The following is a 17,934-nucleotide window of genomic DNA, read 5'->3' on the forward strand; positions in this document are numbered from 1 at the left end:
ATGATTTATTTCCTTACAATGGCCTTAAAAATCAATATCGATCAAGCTTTTTAGCGGAATATGAATATTATTTTTTAACTGCACATAATTATCGGTAACCGACCAAACCGTAGTATCTACGCGTTTCGGACCGATAGTGGTATTGAATGTAATTACAGCTTTAGATTTAAACTCGTTTCCAAGCCGTTGTGCTTCACCAAGCTTAGTTTTTAGCTCGCTGGTGTGGTCTTCTTTTGCATTGATGATATTTAAATAGCCGATATGTTCCTTTTCTACAATTTCTACTGACATGGTATCTCTTTAACGATTAATGTTAAACAAGCTTATCGATTTTTTCAAAAAAAAACAACCAAAATTTATTCCTTTTATGTAATAATTTAAATAAAAAAAGCTGAATCAGGATTTTATCGATTCAGCTTTTTTGAAAGAATTTCCTAATTACTTAAACCTCAGCTTTCTGGTTTCTACCATGCCTTTAAACTCATGATCGAGCTTTTCGTTAGCTGCATCTATCTGTTGTCTGGTTATACCCGAAGTGCTGCTAATGGTATTATCTTTAGCCAGTGCCGAGAAGTTATTGTTTGCAGAATAGTACAATGCCTGGGCCAGCATTTTTTCTGATGGATCACCAAAATCTTTGGTTAAATCATCTGCCACATCTTTATCAACCGTCATACCCGCAAAATAGTCGCCCTGATCTAACTGGTTTTTGGTTTGAAACTGCGGAATGTATAAATCGTTTTTATCGATACGGATAGAGAAGAAGCCTACCGGCTTACCATAAGTGGTTTTACCAATTAATTTTACATCTACAACCGGTTTTAAATTATTGATTAATAACTCGCTGGCAGAGGCGGTACCACCGCTAACCAAAAAATAAACCCGCGTTAATCCGTTCAAAGAACCACGCTTGGCAAAAGTCTCCTGATTTCCGGCAGCCATGGTAGGTTTATATGAATAATCAAAGTAAGAATAAAGCCTGGTTACCCCATCGTTACCTTTGGCATAAAATTTCTGGTTTTGTAAAATCGTTGCATTCCCATCCTGCATGGTTTTAGTCCAGTAGGTGGTATACATAATTTTGCCATTTTGGGCAGGTGGAGCAATTAAGTTGGTAAACAATTCGGAAGTAGCCACAGAGCCACCACCGTTATACCTTAAATCTACCACCAGTTCGGTAACGCCATCAGTTGTAAATTTCGAAAAAGCAGCATCCAAGGCAGTCGAGGCATTTGTAGTAAAGCTGTTAAATACAATGTATCCTACTTTTTTTGCACCAATGGTATAAGTGTTGCTAAATAAAACAGGGTTAATGTTATAACTGGCACGGTTAATTACCACATCCTGAGTACCGCCACCTGGTTTTACAAAGGTTAATGAAATAGATGGATTATCGCCAAATATAGAAGCATTTAAATTGGCAATATCGGCGCTGCTTGATCGTGAAGTACCTCCGCCATTAACTTTAATCAGCTGGTAGCCACGTTTTAACCCTTGTGCATCTGCCGGAGAGCCAGGGTAAACATATTTAACCCTTAGCAAATCAGTTGCGTCAAAATTAGCCGAAAAGCCATAATCCTCACCTGCTCCACTCAGCTGACTGGCAACTGATCCATCATCAATAAAAGAATATTTATCTTTCCCTCCAGTGCTGGGTAAAGCTTTAAATGCAGCAAGTATCGCATTGTTTGAGCTGTATTGTCTCGGGTTAAAAGTATCGTAGTTAGGCATGCCTACATTCCAGAAATAGGTTTGCTTGGCATATAAAAAAATCGAATCTTTAGTCAGTAACGACCTGTCGGTAGTTGGTGTTTGCAACAAGTTCGATTCTACAGCTGCATCCGGTTCAGTTTTGCTTTTTTTGCAGGAAACAGTACAACCAACCGCCACAATTAAAGCACCCAAAAATACATTTTGCGAGAAAGATTTTCTAAACATATTTATTTGTAAATTTCTAGTGACACAATATACGGCAAATTAACCAATTTAGATTGCTCTTCATCAAAATTATTTGCACCAACAACTAACGCTTCTTTTGACGATAAATTATTGTCGTTTAGTATCTTCTGAAAAATTTCTGCTTTGGGTTGATTCAGTTCATCGCTGAAATAAACAGTGAGGTATTGTTCTAAACCATTCCATTCGGTTTGCTTTATTTTATTGAGCTGCTGCTCTGCATTTCCAGCTGTTACAATGTAGATTTTTTTACGGTCAACCACCAGTTCCTGCATGAATGAAAGCATGTTTTTATACAGCAATAATTTTAACGGCAAACGTGCATTCTGGTGCAACAGATTAAAATTGTATTGGTATTTAGGATCGATACCAAATTGTTTGGCCGTATTTTCGAACAGATGTGCAGTACCCGATTTTTCATATTCAGCACGCATAAAATCAATAATTGGTCCGGCTCCTTTCTGCTCGCTATATTCGATAAACTGGGCAAACAGATAATATACCTGCAACAAATAATCCTTTTCAGGAAAAAGTACATTGTCGAGTTCAAAAATAACCAGTTGCTTATCTTTTACGTATTGATTGGTATCCATGTTATATTGTAAAAAGTTTTAGTTCATCATCGGCAACATTGTACCCGAACACGCCATTTAATTTTTCTTCCGTCCTCACAAAAATTTCTTTCCCGCTGGCAAACACACATTCGCCTCCTACAAAGACAGCGAAATTTTGAAAGGTATTTAGTTCGTGGTTCAGATATCCTGCTATTGAACTGGCTTCAGGCAATAAAACCTGAATACCATATTCGCCAAAAAGTACTGCCGACTTAGCCATTGGCTCCACTTCGTATTGGTGTAGAGGGATAATGCAATCAATCCCCTCGGTAATGCAAAAATTTAATAAAATGTGTGCAATACTGTCTTGATTAAGTAGCCCCAGAGAGGTAAAAGCATATTTTTCGGTTGCAATAGCTGCTACTTCGCCATAATCGGCCAGTAAAACAAAATGACTGGGAAAGGCCTTCATCAGCTTCAATGCTTTTGCATTGTTCCCGCCTGTAATAAGTATTTTCAAAATATAAAATGTAATGAATAAATAAATTAGTGGATGACTGTGTGATGCTATACGATTAAACCATCTTTCATCATCACTACCCTGTCGCTTGTTTTAGCCAAATGCTCGTTATGCGTAACAATCACAAAAGTTTGATGGAAATTATCGCGCAAACTCACAAATAACTGGTGCAGGGCTGCTGCATTTTCAGAATCGAGATTACCTGAAGGTTCATCGGCCAATATAATTGAAGGATTATTAATAAGCGCCCGCGCTATAGCTACGCGTTGTTGCTCGCCGCCCGATAACTGATTAGGCTTATGGTGTGCACGGTCTTTCAAACCAAAAAGCTCAAGCAATTCCAATGCTCTGTTTTCGGCTTGTTTTTTATTGGTTTTGGCAATAAAAGCGGGGATGCATACATTTTCGAGTGCATTGAATTCAGGCAGTAAATGGTGAAACTGGAAAACAAAGCCAATATTTTTATTCCGGAAAGCGCTTAATAAATCGCCACTTAAACCGCTGATTACCGATCCTTTTAATTCAACTGCCCCGGAATCAGGCTTATCTAAAGTACCTAAAATGTGTAGCAAAGTACTTTTTCCGGCTCCGGATGGCCCAATTATACTCACAATCTCCCCTTTTTGCACTTCAAAATTAACTCCTTTCAGGATCTGCAGATTTCCGTACGACTTTTTTATTCCAATGGCTTTTAGCATGTGTCAAATTTAGTAAAAAAGGATAAAGCGGAAAGACTAAAGACCAAAGCCAAAAGACTAAAGACTAAAGTGCAAAGACCAAAGCCAGTGTATCTCATCTTGATACCAGTTACTCGATACTTGATACTCTCTACTAAATATCCCTCAAAAAAAATAAAATTTGTAATTATCATTTTCTTATTTAACTTTGAAAAACAAAGCACTTTTAAAATGAGCAACTCAGAAGAACAGCTAAATGCACTAAAAGATATCAGACAAATGATGGATAGATCGTCGAGATTTATTTCATTAAGTGGTTTATCTGGCGTTTTTGCTGGTGTTATTGCATTAATTGGCGCTTACTTTGCACATGATGAAATTGAAAAATTTGTAAATAAAAAAGGTTACAGTTATGGCGTGAGCGGAGAAATGGACCTGGAATTTAACCTGATTAAGCTCGGTATTTTTGTTTTGGTAATTGCTTTAGCCGGTGGAATTTTATTTACCTACCGCAAAAGCCAGAAAAACAATTTGCCCATCTGGGATAAAACCTCCAAGTCTTTGTTGATTAATTTGTTTACGCCATTGGCAGCAGGTGGTTTGTTCATCATTGCCCTACTCCTTAACCATCCCAATACCTATAGCATTATAGCGCCAACCTGTTTAATTTTTTATGGATTATCGTTAATCAATGCCAGCAAGTACACCTACAGCGATATCCGTTACCTGGGTTACTGCGAAGTTATTTTGGGCCTGGTGTGCATGTTTTATATTGGCTACGGACTGTTTTTCTGGGCATTTGGTTTTGGCGTTTTACACATTATATACGGATTGGTAATGTATTTTAAATACGAGAGAGGCCAATAAGATGAAGAACCCGATAGCAGATTTAAATAAGATTTTCGACAGCAGGATCAGGCTCGGCGTAATGTCAGTGCTGGTTGTGAACGACGAAATTGGCTTTAACGATTTAAAGCAGATGCTTGAGCTTACCGATGGTAATCTGGCTTCGCACCTCAATACTTTGGAGCAGGCCGACTTTATTAAAGTACACAAAGGTTTTATTGGTCGCAAAACCAGTACCACCTACTCCATTACCGAATTGGGCAAGCAAGCCTTTAAGGCACACTTAGATGCACTCGAAAAAATGATAAAGAAGCTGTAAGCAATTTTTTTTAACTATTTACTTTGAAATTCAAAGCACTTTTAAAAATACAAGAATGGATGAAATTTTAGAACCTCAAATGAATTATGTAGGCAAAAAACTAGCTTACTATTCTGCACTTATTGGCACGTTAATATTCCTAACCTACTTATTATCAAAATCATTATTTCTTATGATAGCAGGAGTAGTCTTTATCCTTGGTGCTGGTATTGTAAATGTGCTGGTATTGGCAGTAATCTTAATAGAACTTATTTGCAATCAAACGCACTGGAGAAGCACCGTAGTTACCATCATTTGCATGTTATTAAATATTCCTCTGGTAATTCTCTACCTATTCATCCTAAGTTATTTCCACTTATAAATCTTAAACAAAATGAAAACGAAATCCAACTTTTTACTCCTCTCTACTCTACTGGGCGGATTGCTTTTTAGCTACATCTTCTGGGAAGAGTGGCTGGCCTTAAATCAATTGATTTACAGCATCTTCATTATAACTGTTACCTTTTTTAACAGCGAAGTAGCCAAAAGCAACAAATTTAAAATTTACGCACTGGCACACCTGCTTGCGGCTGTGCTTGTGGTCATAAACAATTCGGTACTAACCAGTGTAAGCTACAACATTAGCTTGCTGTTCTTTGTAGGCTTTGCCCATTACCAGGCAGTACGCACCATTTATGTTGCGGCAATGGCTACAACCCTCCAGTTCATCACCGTACCTGCCACCATAATTAAAAGACTTTCTGAGCTTAAAATTGGTAAATTCGACTTAAAGCCTGTGTTCAGGCCCATTAAATACATTTTATTGCCTCTGTTTATCATTTTTGTTTTTACCGCGATATACACAGGCGCTAACGAAATTTTTGCGCATTATTTAGAAAGCACTTTCACAAGCATTTACAATTTCTTCAATAACATTTTCGGTTTTATCTTCCAGGATTTAAGCCTTCCACGCTTCATGCATTTCTGCTTCGGTCTGTTTTTAACCGCTGCCTTAATCATTACCTTTTACAACAAAAGCATCGAAAAGCTGGAAGCCAGCTGCAATGAAAAATTGTTGAGGATCAGACGGGGCAAAAAGCCAAGAAGCATCTGGTACGAAGTTGCCCATACCTTTACCAGCCAGATTATCACCAAAAAAATGGCATTGAAAACCGAATATATCATTGGTCTCATCTCATTTATTTCGTTAAATCTCCTGCTCCTATGTGTAAACCTGATCGATATTTCGACACTTTGGTTCGGTTACAAACCTGAAGGCAACTTCTCTTCCGACCTGCACGATGGCACCAATGCACTAATTTTCAGCATCGTACTGGCTATGGTGGTAATTTTATATTTCTTCCGTGGCAACCTTAACTTTTACTACAAAAGCAAAACCTTAAAAAGTCTGGCCATTGCCTGGATGGTGCAAAATTTTATCCTCATCATTTCTGTTTTTATCCGCGATGGTTACTACATCGAATTTTATGGTCTAACTCACAAAAGAATCGGCGTTTTGGTTTTCGCCATCCTCTGCATTATTGGTTTAGCTACCGTTTATATCAAAGTTGTGAAAGAGAAAACCCTGTTCTACCTGTTTAAAATAAACGGGAATATCTGGTTTGTGCTGCTGCTGGCTTTCAGTCTGGTAAACTGGGATGTTTTTATTGCCAGATACAATCTCTCACACAGCGATCGGGTTGCGGTAGATGCCGGTTACCTGTTATCGTTATCTGATAAAACATTGCCACTATTAGATCAAAACCGTGCAAAACTGCATTACACACCTCCAAAAGATCTTTACGGAAAAGAAATCGCGAAACCCCAAAACGCACAATTTTATGGCGAACTACTGGATGAACGTATTGGCTATTTTAAAGAACGCTATCAAAACGTAAGCTGGCTATCGTGGAATCTGCAGGATTGGAATACGGCGAAATATTTTGGGGTTAGCAAACAGTAATAAAGATTTAATATTCATCATAACCTTAACAATTCATTATGGATTATTCTTTAGCTACTTTTTTAATCGCTCTGCTGCTGATTGTATTAGTGGCAATGCTTCCGCTGTTGCTGATTGTGCTCATTAGTAGAAAGAAATTAAAGAAAAGATTAAAGTATGCCACAATCTTAGTACTAAGCATTATACAGTTGTGGATCTTTTATTCAATCTATACTGCATTTTACCCGGAAGATTCATTTTATTTTGAAGAATATGTAACGGTAGTTGGAAAACAAGTTCCCAAATCAGCCAAAATCATCGATAAATCGGCAAGTTACCCTGATATTCATGGTAAATACACTTCGGTTTCATTAATAAAGCTTTCGGATTCAGACTATAAGATTCTCATTAATGAAATTAATAAAGGCAAAAATTTTGAAGAGACTGAACTCATCCATACCGAAACACTTAACGATATTCTAGATCCAAATAAAGGCACCAAAGAAATTACCTGGAAAGAACGTAAAGTTCTTAATGAGAGCTGGAAACACCACTTCATAGGATTCTTAAGCAAGCAAAAAATGATCATTATTTATTACATAAACCTTTAAATCTCGCTTTAAAAATCCTGTATAATTAACCTCTCGCCTTTGCTAACTTTTGTTGGATTTAGTTTTTCCCGGTGCTTCGCACCGGGAAGCAAAGGTTTTTACTTTAAACAATTAAACACTATATTAATATTTAAAATCATGAAAAATCTACAGTCAACATTAAGCTCGCCGGCAACACGGATTGCAATTATCCTTGGGGTTGTGGCATTAATTTTAAGCATTCCGCTTATCGCCATGCAGTTTACCAGTGAGGTAAAGTGGAATTTAACCGATTTTATGGTAGCCGGCGCCTTACTTTTAAGTACGGGCCTTGCTATAGAGCTTGTGATCAGAAACTTAAAAACCGGCACTTTCAGAACAATCATTTTGCTGGTTATTTTACTGGTCCTATTCCTCATCTGGGCCGAGCTGGCTGTGGGCATCTTCGGTACACCCTTTGCCGGTAGCTAGATCATTTTCTTGCTATATTTTTAAAATCTGCCAGCCTTAAGTTGCTCCCGTTTTGCTGATGGGAGCAACAAAATCAGGGTCAAAATTTCCGATTAACATAAAACGTTCATTTTCTCAAAAAATCGGTAAATTCTATTTGTTTAAAGGCTTTGAAATTGTAGCTTTGGGCAAATTTTGTAGCAAATGAACCCAATACGCCTAAAACAATTATTTGAAGCGTAAAAGGCTCCATCTGACAGATAAAGAAAAAATATAAACAGATGAATATTCACGAATACCAGGGTAAACAAATATTAAAAAGTTTCGGTGTTAACGTTCAAGAAGGAATAGTTGCCGATACGCCTGAGCAAGCTGTTGAGGCTGCTAAGCAACTGAAAACTGATTATAATTCTGATTGGGTTGTAATTAAAGCGCAAATCCACGCTGGTGGTCGCGGTAAAGGTGGTGGTGTTAAATTGGCCAAAAACCTTGAAGAAGTTAAACAACGTGCTACCGATATCATCGGCATGCAACTGGTAACTCCTCAAACCGGACCAGAAGGTAAGAAAGTGAACAAGATTTTGGTAGCTCAGGATGTTTACTATCCAGGTGCTTCTGAAACCAAAGAATTTTACATCTCAGTATTGTTAGACCGTGCAAAAGGTCGCAATATTATCATGTACAGTACCGAAGGTGGTATGGATATTGAAGAAGTTGCTGAGCACACGCCACACTTAATCTTCAAAGAAGAAATCGATCCTAAAGTTGGCTTACAAGGTTTCCAGGCACGTAAAATTGCCTTTAACTTAGGTGTTAGCGGTAACGCTTTCAAAGAAATGGTAAAATTCGTTACAGCTTTATACAAAGCTTACGAAGCTACCGATTCTTCAATGTTCGAAATTAACCCGGTATTAAAAACTTCTGATGATAAAGTAATTGCAGTTGATGCTAAAGTAAACCTGGATGAGAACGGTTTATTCCGTCACCCTGATTATGCAGCTATGCGCGATGTTACTGAAGAAGATCCAATGGAAGTTGAAGCAAGTGCAAGTAACCTAAACTTTGTTAACCTTGATGGTAACGTAGGTTGTATGGTTAACGGTGCTGGTTTAGCCATGGCTACCATGGATATCATTAAATTAGCTGGTGGCGAGCCTGCTAACTTCCTTGACGTAGGTGGAACTGCAAATGCACAAACCGTTAAAGCCGCTTTCAACATCATTTTGAAAGACCCTAACGTTAAAGCCATCCTAATTAACATTTTTGGTGGTATTGTACGTTGCGACCGTGTTGCTCAAGGTGTTATCGATGCCTACAAGGAAATCGGAAACATTCCTGTGCCAATTATCTGCCGTTTACAAGGTACAAATGCCGAAGAAGCTAAGAAACTAATTGATGAGTCTGGCCTTCAGGTTTACTCGGCAATCGCTTTAAAAGAAGCTGCTGATTTAGTAACCAAAGTTTTGGCATAGTAAGCTAAAAGACCAAAGCTTAAAGCAATAACATATTTAAAACCTTTCAGTGCAAGCTGGAAGGTTTTTTTTATTCCCATTCCCCTCTCCCAGAGGGGTGTCCGCAGGACGGGGTGTCAAGGCGAGTGTTACCTCAACTTGTTTCAGATAAAAAAATGCTGGCTTAATTTGATGTTAAGCAACTTCCAAACCTCACAGATTTAAATCGAGTGTCATACAGTTTTGAAACCTATAAGGTTATATTATCAACATCATTTTGAAAACGAATGGTTCTGTTTTTATGGCGGCCTCCTGCCCTGCTATCCCTCCAAGTCCTTACTCATACTTCGCTCCGGGCTTTCCGTTCTATCAGGTTTATTAAGGGCGGCAAAATGTACTTCGGCAACAGGCCAGCCCCAAAATCCGAAGTACTTCCTGCGCGCTATTCCCTGGCAGACTTCGGAAGTTAATCAGCGCTAAATTCAAGAATATCTCCAGGCTGACAATCTAAAGCCACACAAATTGCTTCTAAAGTCTCGAAACGGATCGCTTTCGCTTTACCGGTTTTCAGTATTGATAAATTAGACATCGTAATTTCTACCCGTTCACTTAGCTCAGTAAGCGACATTTTACGCCGGGCCAGCATTACATCCAAATTTACGACAATAGCCATTTTCTCTTATTTAGCTAAATGGTAAGGTCGTTTTCCTGTTTAATTAACACCGCATCTTTGATAATTTTAGATAAGATGATAATTATGATGCCTATTATTATTTTAGAAAAATCTATAGGGCTTCCGAAATTAAGGCTCATGCTGATGCCGTTGGGATAATATTGGCCAATTAATGCTGCTGTATCTAAGGTTACAGCGGGTATAATTTTGCTAAAAAAACAAATAAAACCCAAATTCAATATTTCATGTATGATAAACAACATACCCAGCCACGATATCAGATTAAAGCTTCTGGCATTTAAAAAACTATTCTTTAAGTAGCTATTAATCAACTTGATCAATAAGATACATACTATAACATAAAAAGATAACTGAATAAAATGATATAAACCCCAAAAAAATGTATGACTTTTTTCTTGTGAATTGGCTTTGATCATCACATCACCATTTAAAACAATCCGATTAGAAATCTTAACAGGAGATTGATCATCCCAAGCCTTTAACTTATTTATTACCCTTCGTTCAATTAAAGAGTCGTGGGGTTTTTTAAAGTTGCTGGCCCTATCCAAATCATTAAAAACACTAAATGTTGCTGTGATATTCCGTTTACCTCTATATGTTGTAATAGTATCGGGTATTGACAAACTCAATCGCATAGGCAATAAATAACCTTTTTCAAAGTCGCCTATGGTAATACCTTCATTACCAACCTTAATGTAACTCTTATAACCGAAAAGGTTGCTGCCAACTTGTAAAAACGCTGTAAAAACAATCAGGATAATACCCAGCATTAAAAATGCCCTAACTATCCTTGCAAATATTTTATATCTCATATCTATATTGTTAAATCGTTTTCTTGTTTAAGCTTCCTTGAATAAGAAAGCAGCTCATAAATTATACTAAGTATCGCAACAAGCGAGATCACACCTAAATTGATATTTTCTGCACCTGCACGCTGATATTTAAATGCATCACCAGTCAAATCCTCAACGTACTTTTTTATTAGAAAAAAGCACAGAAATTTTAAAGCAAAAAACAAAATTGCACCTGCACCTACAAATTGCCACAACCTGTTTTCGCTAAGGTTCTCAAGCCATTTTGGCCTGTTATAAGCTATAAAAACAATTACGCTTCCAATAACAAGATAAAAAGCAGCATTGGCTCCAACGCCATCACCCCCGTTATCTGATAAAATAACAGACTGCATTAAAGTGGGCTTAAATTGATAAGTACCCAAATGACTACTGGTAAACTTAGCGTCTCCTATGGTTTTTACTTGTTGTGCAGTATTATTTTCAACCAGATCAATCGAAAGTGCTCCGGCATTGTAGTTACTTACAGCGCTAATTAAATGATCGACCATAGTTACCAGGGCAATAAAGATCAGACTAAATCCAGCATACCTGAAAATTTTGAGAAGTTTATTCATCTTGCGTTAATTTGATTACAATAAATATTAAAAGTATTACCCTAACTGACAGAAAATCTCGTCTGCTTTATTTATCAGAAAATACAAGCTTGTATTTCTCCATATAAGATACTGCAAACTTAAAAGCGTCATTTTTATTTAATTATTTACATCACAAGTATAAATTAAAAATTATTATAAATCAAAATATTTTTATCGTTTTACAATAAATAATATCCGAATATCAATTATTACACTTGATAACCCATTTTTAATGACACAATTTAATTTGGAATGATTTTTGCTATAAGTAAAACTGTAAAAATCTTGTGCAAACGATAACATTTTCAGCAATTTATCCTTTCGGATTGCTATACTATTTCGTAACTTTGCACACTCAATAATTAAAGAGCACACAAAACGTATAAATGAGACAACTCAAGATAACGCAATCCATTACCAATCGTGAAAGTCAATCGTTAGATAAATACCTGCACGAAATTGGTAAAGTAGATTTAATAACGGCAGAAGAGGAAGTAATTTTAGCAAGGAAGATTCGTGAGGGCGATCAGGCTGCATTAGAGCGATTAACTAAAACCAACTTACGTTTCGTTGTATCTGTTGCAAAACAATACCAAAATCAGGGTTTAACTTTAGGAGACTTAATTAATGAAGGTAACCTGGGCTTAATTAAAGCAGCAAAACGCTTTGATGAAACCAAAGGTTTCAAATTCATTTCTTACGCTGTTTGGTGGATTCGTCAGTCGATTTTACAGGCTATTGCCGAGCAAAGCCGTATTGTACGTTTACCTTTAAACCAGGTAGGTTCGTTAAGTAAAATCAGTAAAGCTTTCTCTAAATTAGAGCAGGAATATGAGCGTGAGCCATCACCAGAAGAACTTGCTGACATTTTAGAAACTACAGTGGATAAAATTTCGGACACATTGAGTAACTCTGGTCGTCACGTATCAATGGATGCCCCTTTTGTTCAGGGTGAAGAAAATACGCTATTAGATGTATTGGAAAACCACGAGCCAAACACCGATAGCTCATTAATTAACGAATCTCTATCAGAAGAAATTAAACGTTCTTTATCTACCCTAACAGAAAGAGAAAGAGAAATTATCGTTTTATTTTTCGGTTTAGGTTCTAACCACCCGCTTTCGTTGGAAGAAATTGGCGAGAAATTTAACTTAACACGCGAACGTGTACGTCAGATTAAAGATAAAGCGTTACAACGCTTACGTCATACTTCAAGAAGTAAGATTTTGAAATCTTATTTAGGATAGTCAAGATATCTTCAATACCAAAAAGGTCCCGATCAAAAATCGGGACCTTTTTATTTATGTTCTTTACTATAGATTTCTCGGCTTCGTTGCACTGCGCTCGAAATGACGATTTTCTATGTACGATATCGGTTTCAAAGAAATCTCCCAATACGTTATGCTGAACTTGTTTCAGCATCTCTCCAGTTAGATTAGAGACCCTGAAACGAGTTCAGGGTGACGAGATAAAATAAATCCGATAGCTATCGGATCAGGGTAACGAGATTTTATATGTGCGATATCAATTTCAAAAAAATCCTCCGATACGTCATGCTGAACTTGTTTCAGCATCCCTCCAGTTAGATTAGAGACCCTGAAACGAGTTCAGGGTGACGAGATAAAATAAATCCGATAGCTATCGGATCAGGGTGACGAGATTTTATATGTACGATATCGGTTTCAAAGAAATCTCCAATACGTCATGCTGAACTTGTTTCAGCATCTCTCCTTTGTATACGCAATTCAATAAGAGACCCTGAAACGTGTTCAGGGTGACGATCGTCTATGTTTGAATTAACTTCTAAAACAACAAGTGTTTCACCGTTAAACCATTATTAATTAACTGCTTTAACGAGTCTACTCCAATGTGCAAATGCGTTTCTACATATTTCTCGGTAACACTGCTATCACTTTCGGCAGTTTTAACCCCCTCTGGTATCATTGGTTGATCGGAAACCAATAATAATGCACCTGCAGGTATTTTATTGGCAAATGCCGTAGTAAAAATGGTTGCCGTTTCCATATCTACTGCCATTGCACGTAAAGTTTTTAAATACTTCTTAAATTCCTTATCGTGCTCCCAAACCCTGCGGTTGGTGGTGTAACAGGTTCCAGTCCAGTAATCGCGGCCATAATCGCGAATGGTGGTCGATATTGCTTTCTGCAAGGCGAAAGCCGGCAAGGCAGGCACTTCTGCAGGCAGGTAATCGTTGGATGTTCCTTCTCCCCTGATTGCCGCAATTGGCAGGATCAGATCGCCCAATTGGTTTTTCTTCTTTAAACCGCCGCATTTACCTAAAAACAATACCGCTTTCGGTTTAATAGCCGTTAACAAATCCATCATGGTTGCCGCCAGCGGACTACCCATACCGAAGTTAATGATAGTAATGCCGTTAGCGGTAACACTCTGCATCGGCTTATCTAAACCCATAATCGGTGCGTTATCGTTCCACTCAGAAAACATGGTTACGTATTTACTGAAATTGGTGAGCAGGATATAATCGCCAAACTGATCTAATGGTCTGCCAGTATAACGCGGCAACCAGTTTTTCACAATTTCATCTTTAGATTTTAATCCGGCTTTAACCGGAGTTTCTACTTCTTTTACTTTTTTTGCTTTCTCTACTGCAGCTTCGTCTTTCTTTACGTCTTTTTCTTCGTTCATAATCTTGTAGCTTTAAGCGTAGCGCCGGGCGCATAGCGTTAACAAATGTGATATTAAAAAAAATCCCCCCGCTTTCGCGAGAGGATTTGATTCATTTTTAAGCAGCCTGCAACTTTTTAAAGTCGGCCTTTTCAAATTTTTCTATCGCGTAATCGAGATTGATATGCAATTCCTTGACATCGGTCTGGGTTGGCGTATCAAACATCGCATCAAGCATAATCGCTTCGCAAATTGATCTTAAACCACGTGCTCCCAACTTATATTCCATTGCTTTATCCACAATAAAATCCAGAACTTCATCATCAAACACTAATTTAACATCTTCGTAAGCAAAAAGCTTAACATATTGTTTAATTAATGAATTTTTAGGCGCTGTTAAAATATTTCTTAACGAGGCTTTATCCAATGGATTTAAATGTGAAAGCACAGGAATACGGCCAATCAGCTCGGGAATTAACCCGAAAGATTTCAAATCCTGTGGTGTAATATACTTATAAAGATTTTTAAGATCTAAAACGGTCTCATCTTTCTTTACTTTATAACCTACAGCCTGTGTTCTTAAACGGTTGGCAATTTTACGTTCAATACCATCAAATGCACCGCCACAAATAAACAGGATGTTGTTGGTATTTACCGGGATCATTTTCTGGTCAGGGTGCTTACGTCCGCCCTGAGGCGGAACGTTTACCACTGTACCTTCTAAAATCTTCAATAAAGCCTGCTGCACACCTTCACCTGATACATCGCGTGTAATAGATGGATTATCGCTTTTACGGGCAACTTTATCTACCTCATCAATATACACAATACCACGCTCGGCAGCAGTCACATCATAATCAGCAGCTTGCAGCAAACGGGTTAAAATACTTTCTACATCCTCCCCCACATAACCAGCTTCGGTTAAAACTGTTGCATCGCAGATACAGAAAGGCACATGCAAAATTTTAGCGATGGTTTTAGCCAGTAAAGTTTTACCTGTACCTGTTTCGCCCACCAACATGATATTCGATTTCTCGATCTCAATCTCGTCTTTATCAACCTTTTGGTTTAAACGTTTGTAGTGGTTATAAACCGCAACTGATAATACTTTTTTCGCATCATCCTGACCAATTACATACTGATCGAGGTGCTGTTTAATTTCAAGAGGCTTTAATAAATTAATTGCCTCCTGAATATTTTTCGTCCCTTTGGTTCCTAACTCCTGCGCAAGCAACTGATTGGCCTGGGTAACGCATTTATCGCAGATAAACGCATCCATACCTTCAATTAACATTAAAGTTTCATGCTTGCCAGAATGGCAGAATGAGCAGCGGGATTCTTTATTTTGTTTCGCCATTTTTATTTGCGTTTCTCGATAAAACTTCGTCAACCATACCAAATCCTTTTGCCTCATCGGCAGTCATCCAGTAATCGCGGTCTGAAGCTTTCTCTACCCAGTCATAAGACTGTCCAGAGTGCTCTGAAATGATATCGTATAATTCTTTTTTCAATTTCAACATTTCTCTTAAGTTGATTTCCATATCAGAGGCTACCCCTTGTGCGCCACCTGATGGCTGGTGAATCATTACTCTTGAGTGTGGTAAAGCAGCACGTTTACCTTTAGCACCTGCTACCAATAAAACAGCGCCCATTGAAGCTGCCATACCGGTACAAATTGTAGCCACATCCGGCTGAATATATTGCATGGTATCGTAAATACCTAAACCAGCATATACCGAACCGCCCGGCGAGTTAATATAGATCTGAATATCACGCTCTGCATCAGCCGATTGCAGGAACAACAATTGCGCCTGGATGATGTTTGCATTCTGATCATAAATCGCATCACCTAAAAAGATAATACGGTCCATCATTAACCTCGAAAATACGTCCATCTGAGCAACATTTAACTGACGCTCTTCAATGATATATGGCGTCATGTTCTGAGGGTTCAGATTAGCCTGTGCAATAAATTTATCTACGTGTAAACCGCCAATTCCCTGATGTTTAACGGCAAATTTCCTGAATTCTTGTGAGTCTATGTTCATGATTATAGAGTTTGGCGTTTTGCGATAAGCGTTTAGGCTATCCAAATACGCGGGTTACTTTAATAAATATTTCCTGAAGTTGGTTAATTTCCGTGCCAATTTATCTAATTCTTCCAGATAATCATTCAACTCTGTGTCAGAAATATATTTTCTCCGTTCTAAAACTACTAAAATATTTGCATTCTCGAACGTAGAACGATGTGCAATATTCAGATAATGAGCAAATTCCTTATTGGAAACAGCTCCAGAGCCTTCGGCAATATTATTAGATATGCTAAGAGCAGCCCCATTGAGCTGCTCTGCAAATCTGTATTTTTTATCAACTGACAATCGGTCAGCTATATCAAGTAATTTATCAGTTATCTCAATTGATAACTGCCAAACTTCCAGCGATTGAAATTTAAATTGAGCCATCACTAAATATAGAAATAGCACAGTCGATTTCCAAGCGCCTTACGCCAAACGCTTCCCGCCTTACGCTTTGTCTAGCGCGATAAACTTATCGTAATCGATGTCTTTTTGCTCTAAAGTAACGATGGTTTTAATTTGTTCGAAAGTTTTTAAAGCTTTAACCTCTTCGAAAACGCGGTTTGCATTTTCTTTTTCCTGTAAGAACTGAACAGCGTATTGTGCCAGTTGATCTTCAGGAAGCGGACTTGGGCTGTACATTCTGAACTGCGCATCTAATTTAGCTTTAGCAGCCTGAACAACATCTTCGTATTTAATTTCGATGCTGTTATCTTTAATGATTTTGTTTTCGATTAAAGTCCATTTCAGGTTTTTAGCGAAATCATCATAACCTTCTGCCAATTCTTCGTCGGTTAATTTTTCGTTTGTAGCTTTTAACCAGCGACGTAAAAACTCATCAGGTAATTCGAAAGTGTGTTTCTTTAAAAGATCTTCGTAAATATCGTTCGATAATTTACGTTCAGCATCTTGCTTGAACATGCTTTCTACTTCTTCAGTAATTTTAGTTCTGAAACCAGCTTCGTCAGTTACCGTACCTTCGCCAAATAATTTATCGAAAAACTCCTGGTTTAAATCTGATTCTTCTAAACGGTTTACATTTTTAACTGCTAATTTGAAGTTAGATTTTAAATCAGCTGCATCTTCTTCAGAAATATTTAAAGCTTTAGCTACAACTGCTGCATCATCAAATGCTTTTACTAAATCAACAGTAACTTCATCCTCTTTCTTTAAACCTACTAACGATTTAAGGATTTTCTTGTCTTTAACTAAATCTAAACGAAGGGTTGCAGTGCTTGAAATACCACCTTCGAAAACAGCACCATCAGCACCTAGTTGTGTTAACTCGACATAAAGTACGTCACCTTCTGCAGATACTTCAGGATTAGTCATTTTACCGTAGCTGCGACGGATATTTTTGATACGGCTTTCTAAAGTTTCTTTATCAGCTTTAACAACGTATTCGGTATATTTATCTTTAGATGAAACGTTTACATCAAAAGCAGGTGCTAAACCTAACTCGTAATCAAATTCGAATTCATCTGTGTTATCCCATTTAAACTCACGCTCATCGTCCATTTGCGGCAATGGCTGACCTAAAATTTCTAATTTCTGCTCAGCAATGTAGTTTGATAGGGTATCGTTTAACAAATTGTTAACCTCTTCTACCAAAATGCTTTTACCGTACATTTTTTTGATGTGGGCAGCAGGAACCATCCCTTTACGGAAACCAGGTAATTGTGCTTTTTTAGCTTGATCTTTAATGGCTTTTTCTACTTTGCCAGAATAATCAGCTGGTGCGATTTTGATTTTTACAACAGCATTTAAGTTGCCGGTTTTTTCCTGTGTAATATTCATTTTTATGAG

At 37.6% G+C, this 17,934-nt stretch carries 20 protein-coding genes; 7 read left to right on the forward strand and 13 right to left on the reverse strand.

From position 1 onward, the window contains the following. Window positions 1-24: 24 nt before the first annotated feature. The 5 genes from BLR37_RS14650 to BLR37_RS14670 form a co-directional block, all read right to left on the reverse strand. Window positions 25-291 carry a hypothetical protein gene (locus tag BLR37_RS14650; RefSeq protein ID WP_039482363.1) on the reverse strand — a complete coding sequence of 89 codons (267 nt, stop codon included), beginning with the start codon at window positions 289-291 and terminating at the stop codon, window positions 25-27. A gap of 147 nt (window positions 292-438) precedes the next feature. Further along, window positions 439-1,938, reverse strand: a complete 1,500-nt coding sequence (locus BLR37_RS14655; RefSeq protein WP_143009580.1) for a S41 family peptidase — start codon at window positions 1,936-1,938, stop codon at window positions 439-441. 2 nt (window positions 1,939-1,940) lie between these two features. Next, window positions 1,941-2,549: an HAD family hydrolase gene (locus BLR37_RS14660; RefSeq protein WP_090769797.1), complete on the reverse strand. Its 609-nt coding sequence runs from the start codon at window positions 2,547-2,549 to the stop codon at window positions 1,941-1,943. Window position 2,550: 1 nt separating this feature from the next. Continuing rightward, complete coding sequence (locus BLR37_RS14665; RefSeq protein ID WP_090769799.1) at window positions 2,551-3,030, reverse strand: ATP-grasp domain-containing protein; 480 nt, start codon at window positions 3,028-3,030, stop codon at window positions 2,551-2,553. A gap of 47 nt (window positions 3,031-3,077) precedes the next feature. Continuing rightward, complete coding sequence (locus BLR37_RS14670; protein ID WP_090769800.1) at window positions 3,078-3,728, reverse strand: ABC transporter ATP-binding protein; 651 nt, start codon at window positions 3,726-3,728, stop codon at window positions 3,078-3,080. Window positions 3,729-3,938: 210 nt separating this feature from the next. Here BLR37_RS14670 and BLR37_RS14675 point away from each other — a divergent pair, with 210 nt between their 5' ends. The 6 genes from BLR37_RS14675 (at window position 3,939) to sucC (ending at window position 9,305) form a co-directional block, all read left to right on the forward strand. Beyond that, window positions 3,939-4,574 (forward strand): hypothetical protein, encoded by a 636-nt coding sequence (locus BLR37_RS14675; protein ID WP_090769802.1) that lies wholly within the window; start codon window positions 3,939-3,941, stop codon window positions 4,572-4,574. Window position 4,575: 1 nt separating this feature from the next. Beyond that, complete coding sequence (locus BLR37_RS14680) at window positions 4,576-4,872, forward strand: winged helix-turn-helix domain-containing protein (RefSeq protein ID WP_090769805.1); 297 nt, start codon at window positions 4,576-4,578, stop codon at window positions 4,870-4,872. A gap of 373 nt (window positions 4,873-5,245) precedes the next feature. Next, window positions 5,246-6,814, forward strand: a complete 1,569-nt coding sequence (locus BLR37_RS14690) for a DUF4153 domain-containing protein (protein ID WP_090769810.1) — start codon at window positions 5,246-5,248, stop codon at window positions 6,812-6,814. 38 nt (window positions 6,815-6,852) lie between these two features. Beyond that, window positions 6,853-7,404 (forward strand): hypothetical protein, encoded by a 552-nt coding sequence (locus BLR37_RS14695; RefSeq protein WP_090769812.1) that lies wholly within the window; start codon window positions 6,853-6,855, stop codon window positions 7,402-7,404. Between the two features lie 138 nt (window positions 7,405-7,542). Further along, complete coding sequence (locus tag BLR37_RS14700) at window positions 7,543-7,854, forward strand: hypothetical protein (protein ID WP_090769814.1); 312 nt, start codon at window positions 7,543-7,545, stop codon at window positions 7,852-7,854. 260 nt (window positions 7,855-8,114) lie between these two features. Continuing rightward, a complete protein-coding gene (gene sucC, locus BLR37_RS14705; RefSeq protein ID WP_090769816.1) occupies window positions 8,115-9,305 on the forward strand; it encodes an ADP-forming succinate--CoA ligase subunit beta in 1,191 nt (396 codons plus the stop codon). 445 nt (window positions 9,306-9,750) lie between these two features. On the opposite strand, the gene BLR37_RS14710 is transcribed toward sucC, so the two are convergent. The 3 genes from BLR37_RS14710 to BLR37_RS14720 are packed head-to-tail and all read right to left on the reverse strand — an operon-like array spanning window position 9,751 to window position 11,386. Continuing rightward, the gene (locus BLR37_RS14710) at window positions 9,751-9,957 is read right to left on the reverse strand and encodes a helix-turn-helix domain-containing protein (RefSeq protein WP_090769818.1); all 207 of its coding nucleotides are present in this window, start codon (window positions 9,955-9,957) and stop codon (window positions 9,751-9,753) included. A gap of 14 nt (window positions 9,958-9,971) precedes the next feature. Then, the gene (locus BLR37_RS14715; RefSeq protein WP_090769820.1) at window positions 9,972-10,790 is read right to left on the reverse strand and encodes a DUF2975 domain-containing protein; all 819 of its coding nucleotides are present in this window, start codon (window positions 10,788-10,790) and stop codon (window positions 9,972-9,974) included. A gap of 2 nt (window positions 10,791-10,792) precedes the next feature. After that, on the reverse strand, window positions 10,793-11,386 hold the full coding sequence (locus BLR37_RS14720; RefSeq protein WP_090769822.1) for a hypothetical protein: 594 nt from the start codon (window positions 11,384-11,386) through the stop codon (window positions 10,793-10,795). Window positions 11,387-11,793: 407 nt separating this feature from the next. Here BLR37_RS14720 and BLR37_RS14725 point away from each other — a divergent pair, with 407 nt between their 5' ends. Then, the gene (locus BLR37_RS14725; RefSeq protein ID WP_010601359.1) at window positions 11,794-12,654 is read left to right on the forward strand and encodes a sigma-70 family RNA polymerase sigma factor; all 861 of its coding nucleotides are present in this window, start codon (window positions 11,794-11,796) and stop codon (window positions 12,652-12,654) included. 556 nt (window positions 12,655-13,210) lie between these two features. On the opposite strand, the gene BLR37_RS14730 is transcribed toward BLR37_RS14725, so the two are convergent. The 5 genes from BLR37_RS14730 to tig all read right to left on the reverse strand — a co-directional run bounded on the left by BLR37_RS14730 (window position 13,211) and on the right by tig (window position 17,925). Next, the gene (locus BLR37_RS14730; protein ID WP_039476963.1) at window positions 13,211-14,074 is read right to left on the reverse strand and encodes an AMP nucleosidase; all 864 of its coding nucleotides are present in this window, start codon (window positions 14,072-14,074) and stop codon (window positions 13,211-13,213) included. Between the two features lie 97 nt (window positions 14,075-14,171). Then, entirely contained in the window at window positions 14,172-15,410 is a 1,239-nt protein-coding gene (gene clpX / locus BLR37_RS14735) for an ATP-dependent Clp protease ATP-binding subunit ClpX (protein WP_039476960.1), read from the reverse strand. Continuing rightward, window positions 15,394-16,101, reverse strand: coding sequence for an ATP-dependent Clp endopeptidase proteolytic subunit ClpP (gene clpP / locus BLR37_RS14740; RefSeq protein ID WP_039476959.1), 708 nt, complete (start codon window positions 16,099-16,101; stop codon window positions 15,394-15,396). The genes clpX and clpP overlap by 17 nt, the downstream gene beginning before the upstream one ends. A 54-nt stretch (window positions 16,102-16,155) precedes the next feature. Then, a complete protein-coding gene (locus BLR37_RS14745) occupies window positions 16,156-16,515 on the reverse strand; it encodes a four helix bundle protein (protein ID WP_090769825.1) in 360 nt (119 codons plus the stop codon). A gap of 60 nt (window positions 16,516-16,575) precedes the next feature. After that, window positions 16,576-17,925: a trigger factor gene (tig, locus tag BLR37_RS14750; protein WP_090769827.1), complete on the reverse strand. Its 1,350-nt coding sequence runs from the start codon at window positions 17,923-17,925 to the stop codon at window positions 16,576-16,578. Window positions 17,926-17,934: the final 9 nt, after the last annotated feature.

The sequence above is a fragment of the Pedobacter soli genome (assembly GCF_900101435.1).
GTDB lineage: Bacteria > Bacteroidota > Bacteroidia > Sphingobacteriales > Sphingobacteriaceae > Pedobacter > Pedobacter soli.

Coding starts and splice junctions, on each gene's coding strand:
- clpP (WP_039476959.1), bottom strand. CDS start 16,101: ATGAACATAGACTCACAAGAATTCAGGAAATTTGCCGTTAAACATCAG.
- BLR37_RS14680 (WP_090769805.1), top strand. CDS start 4,576: ATGAAGAACCCGATAGCAGATTTAAATAAGATTTTCGACAGCAGGATC.
- clpX (WP_039476960.1), bottom strand. CDS start 15,410: ATGGCGAAACAAAATAAAGAATCCCGCTGCTCATTCTGCCATTCTGGC.
- BLR37_RS14650 (WP_039482363.1), bottom strand. CDS start 291: ATGTCAGTAGAAATTGTAGAAAAGGAACATATCGGCTATTTAAATATC.
- BLR37_RS14655 (WP_143009580.1), bottom strand. CDS start 1,938: ATGTTTAGAAAATCTTTCTCGCAAAATGTATTTTTGGGTGCTTTAATT.
- BLR37_RS14715 (WP_090769820.1), bottom strand. CDS start 10,790: ATGAGATATAAAATATTTGCAAGGATAGTTAGGGCATTTTTAATGCTG.
- BLR37_RS14730 (WP_039476963.1), bottom strand. CDS start 14,074: ATGAACGAAGAAAAAGACGTAAAGAAAGACGAAGCTGCAGTAGAGAAA.
- BLR37_RS14710 (WP_090769818.1), bottom strand. CDS start 9,957: ATGGCTATTGTCGTAAATTTGGATGTAATGCTGGCCCGGCGTAAAATG.
- BLR37_RS14660 (WP_090769797.1), bottom strand. CDS start 2,549: ATGGATACCAATCAATACGTAAAAGATAAGCAACTGGTTATTTTTGAA.
- BLR37_RS14695 (WP_090769812.1), top strand. CDS start 6,853: ATGGATTATTCTTTAGCTACTTTTTTAATCGCTCTGCTGCTGATTGTA.
- BLR37_RS14720 (WP_090769822.1), bottom strand. CDS start 11,386: ATGAATAAACTTCTCAAAATTTTCAGGTATGCTGGATTTAGTCTGATC.
- tig (WP_090769827.1), bottom strand. CDS start 17,925: ATGAATATTACACAGGAAAAAACCGGCAACTTAAATGCTGTTGTAAAA.
- sucC (WP_090769816.1), top strand. CDS start 8,115: ATGAATATTCACGAATACCAGGGTAAACAAATATTAAAAAGTTTCGGT.
- BLR37_RS14670 (WP_090769800.1), bottom strand. CDS start 3,728: ATGCTAAAAGCCATTGGAATAAAAAAGTCGTACGGAAATCTGCAGATC.
- BLR37_RS14690 (WP_090769810.1), top strand. CDS start 5,246: ATGAAAACGAAATCCAACTTTTTACTCCTCTCTACTCTACTGGGCGGA.
- BLR37_RS14700 (WP_090769814.1), top strand. CDS start 7,543: ATGAAAAATCTACAGTCAACATTAAGCTCGCCGGCAACACGGATTGCA.
- BLR37_RS14745 (WP_090769825.1), bottom strand. CDS start 16,515: ATGGCTCAATTTAAATTTCAATCGCTGGAAGTTTGGCAGTTATCAATT.
- BLR37_RS14675 (WP_090769802.1), top strand. CDS start 3,939: ATGAGCAACTCAGAAGAACAGCTAAATGCACTAAAAGATATCAGACAA.
- BLR37_RS14725 (WP_010601359.1), top strand. CDS start 11,794: ATGAGACAACTCAAGATAACGCAATCCATTACCAATCGTGAAAGTCAA.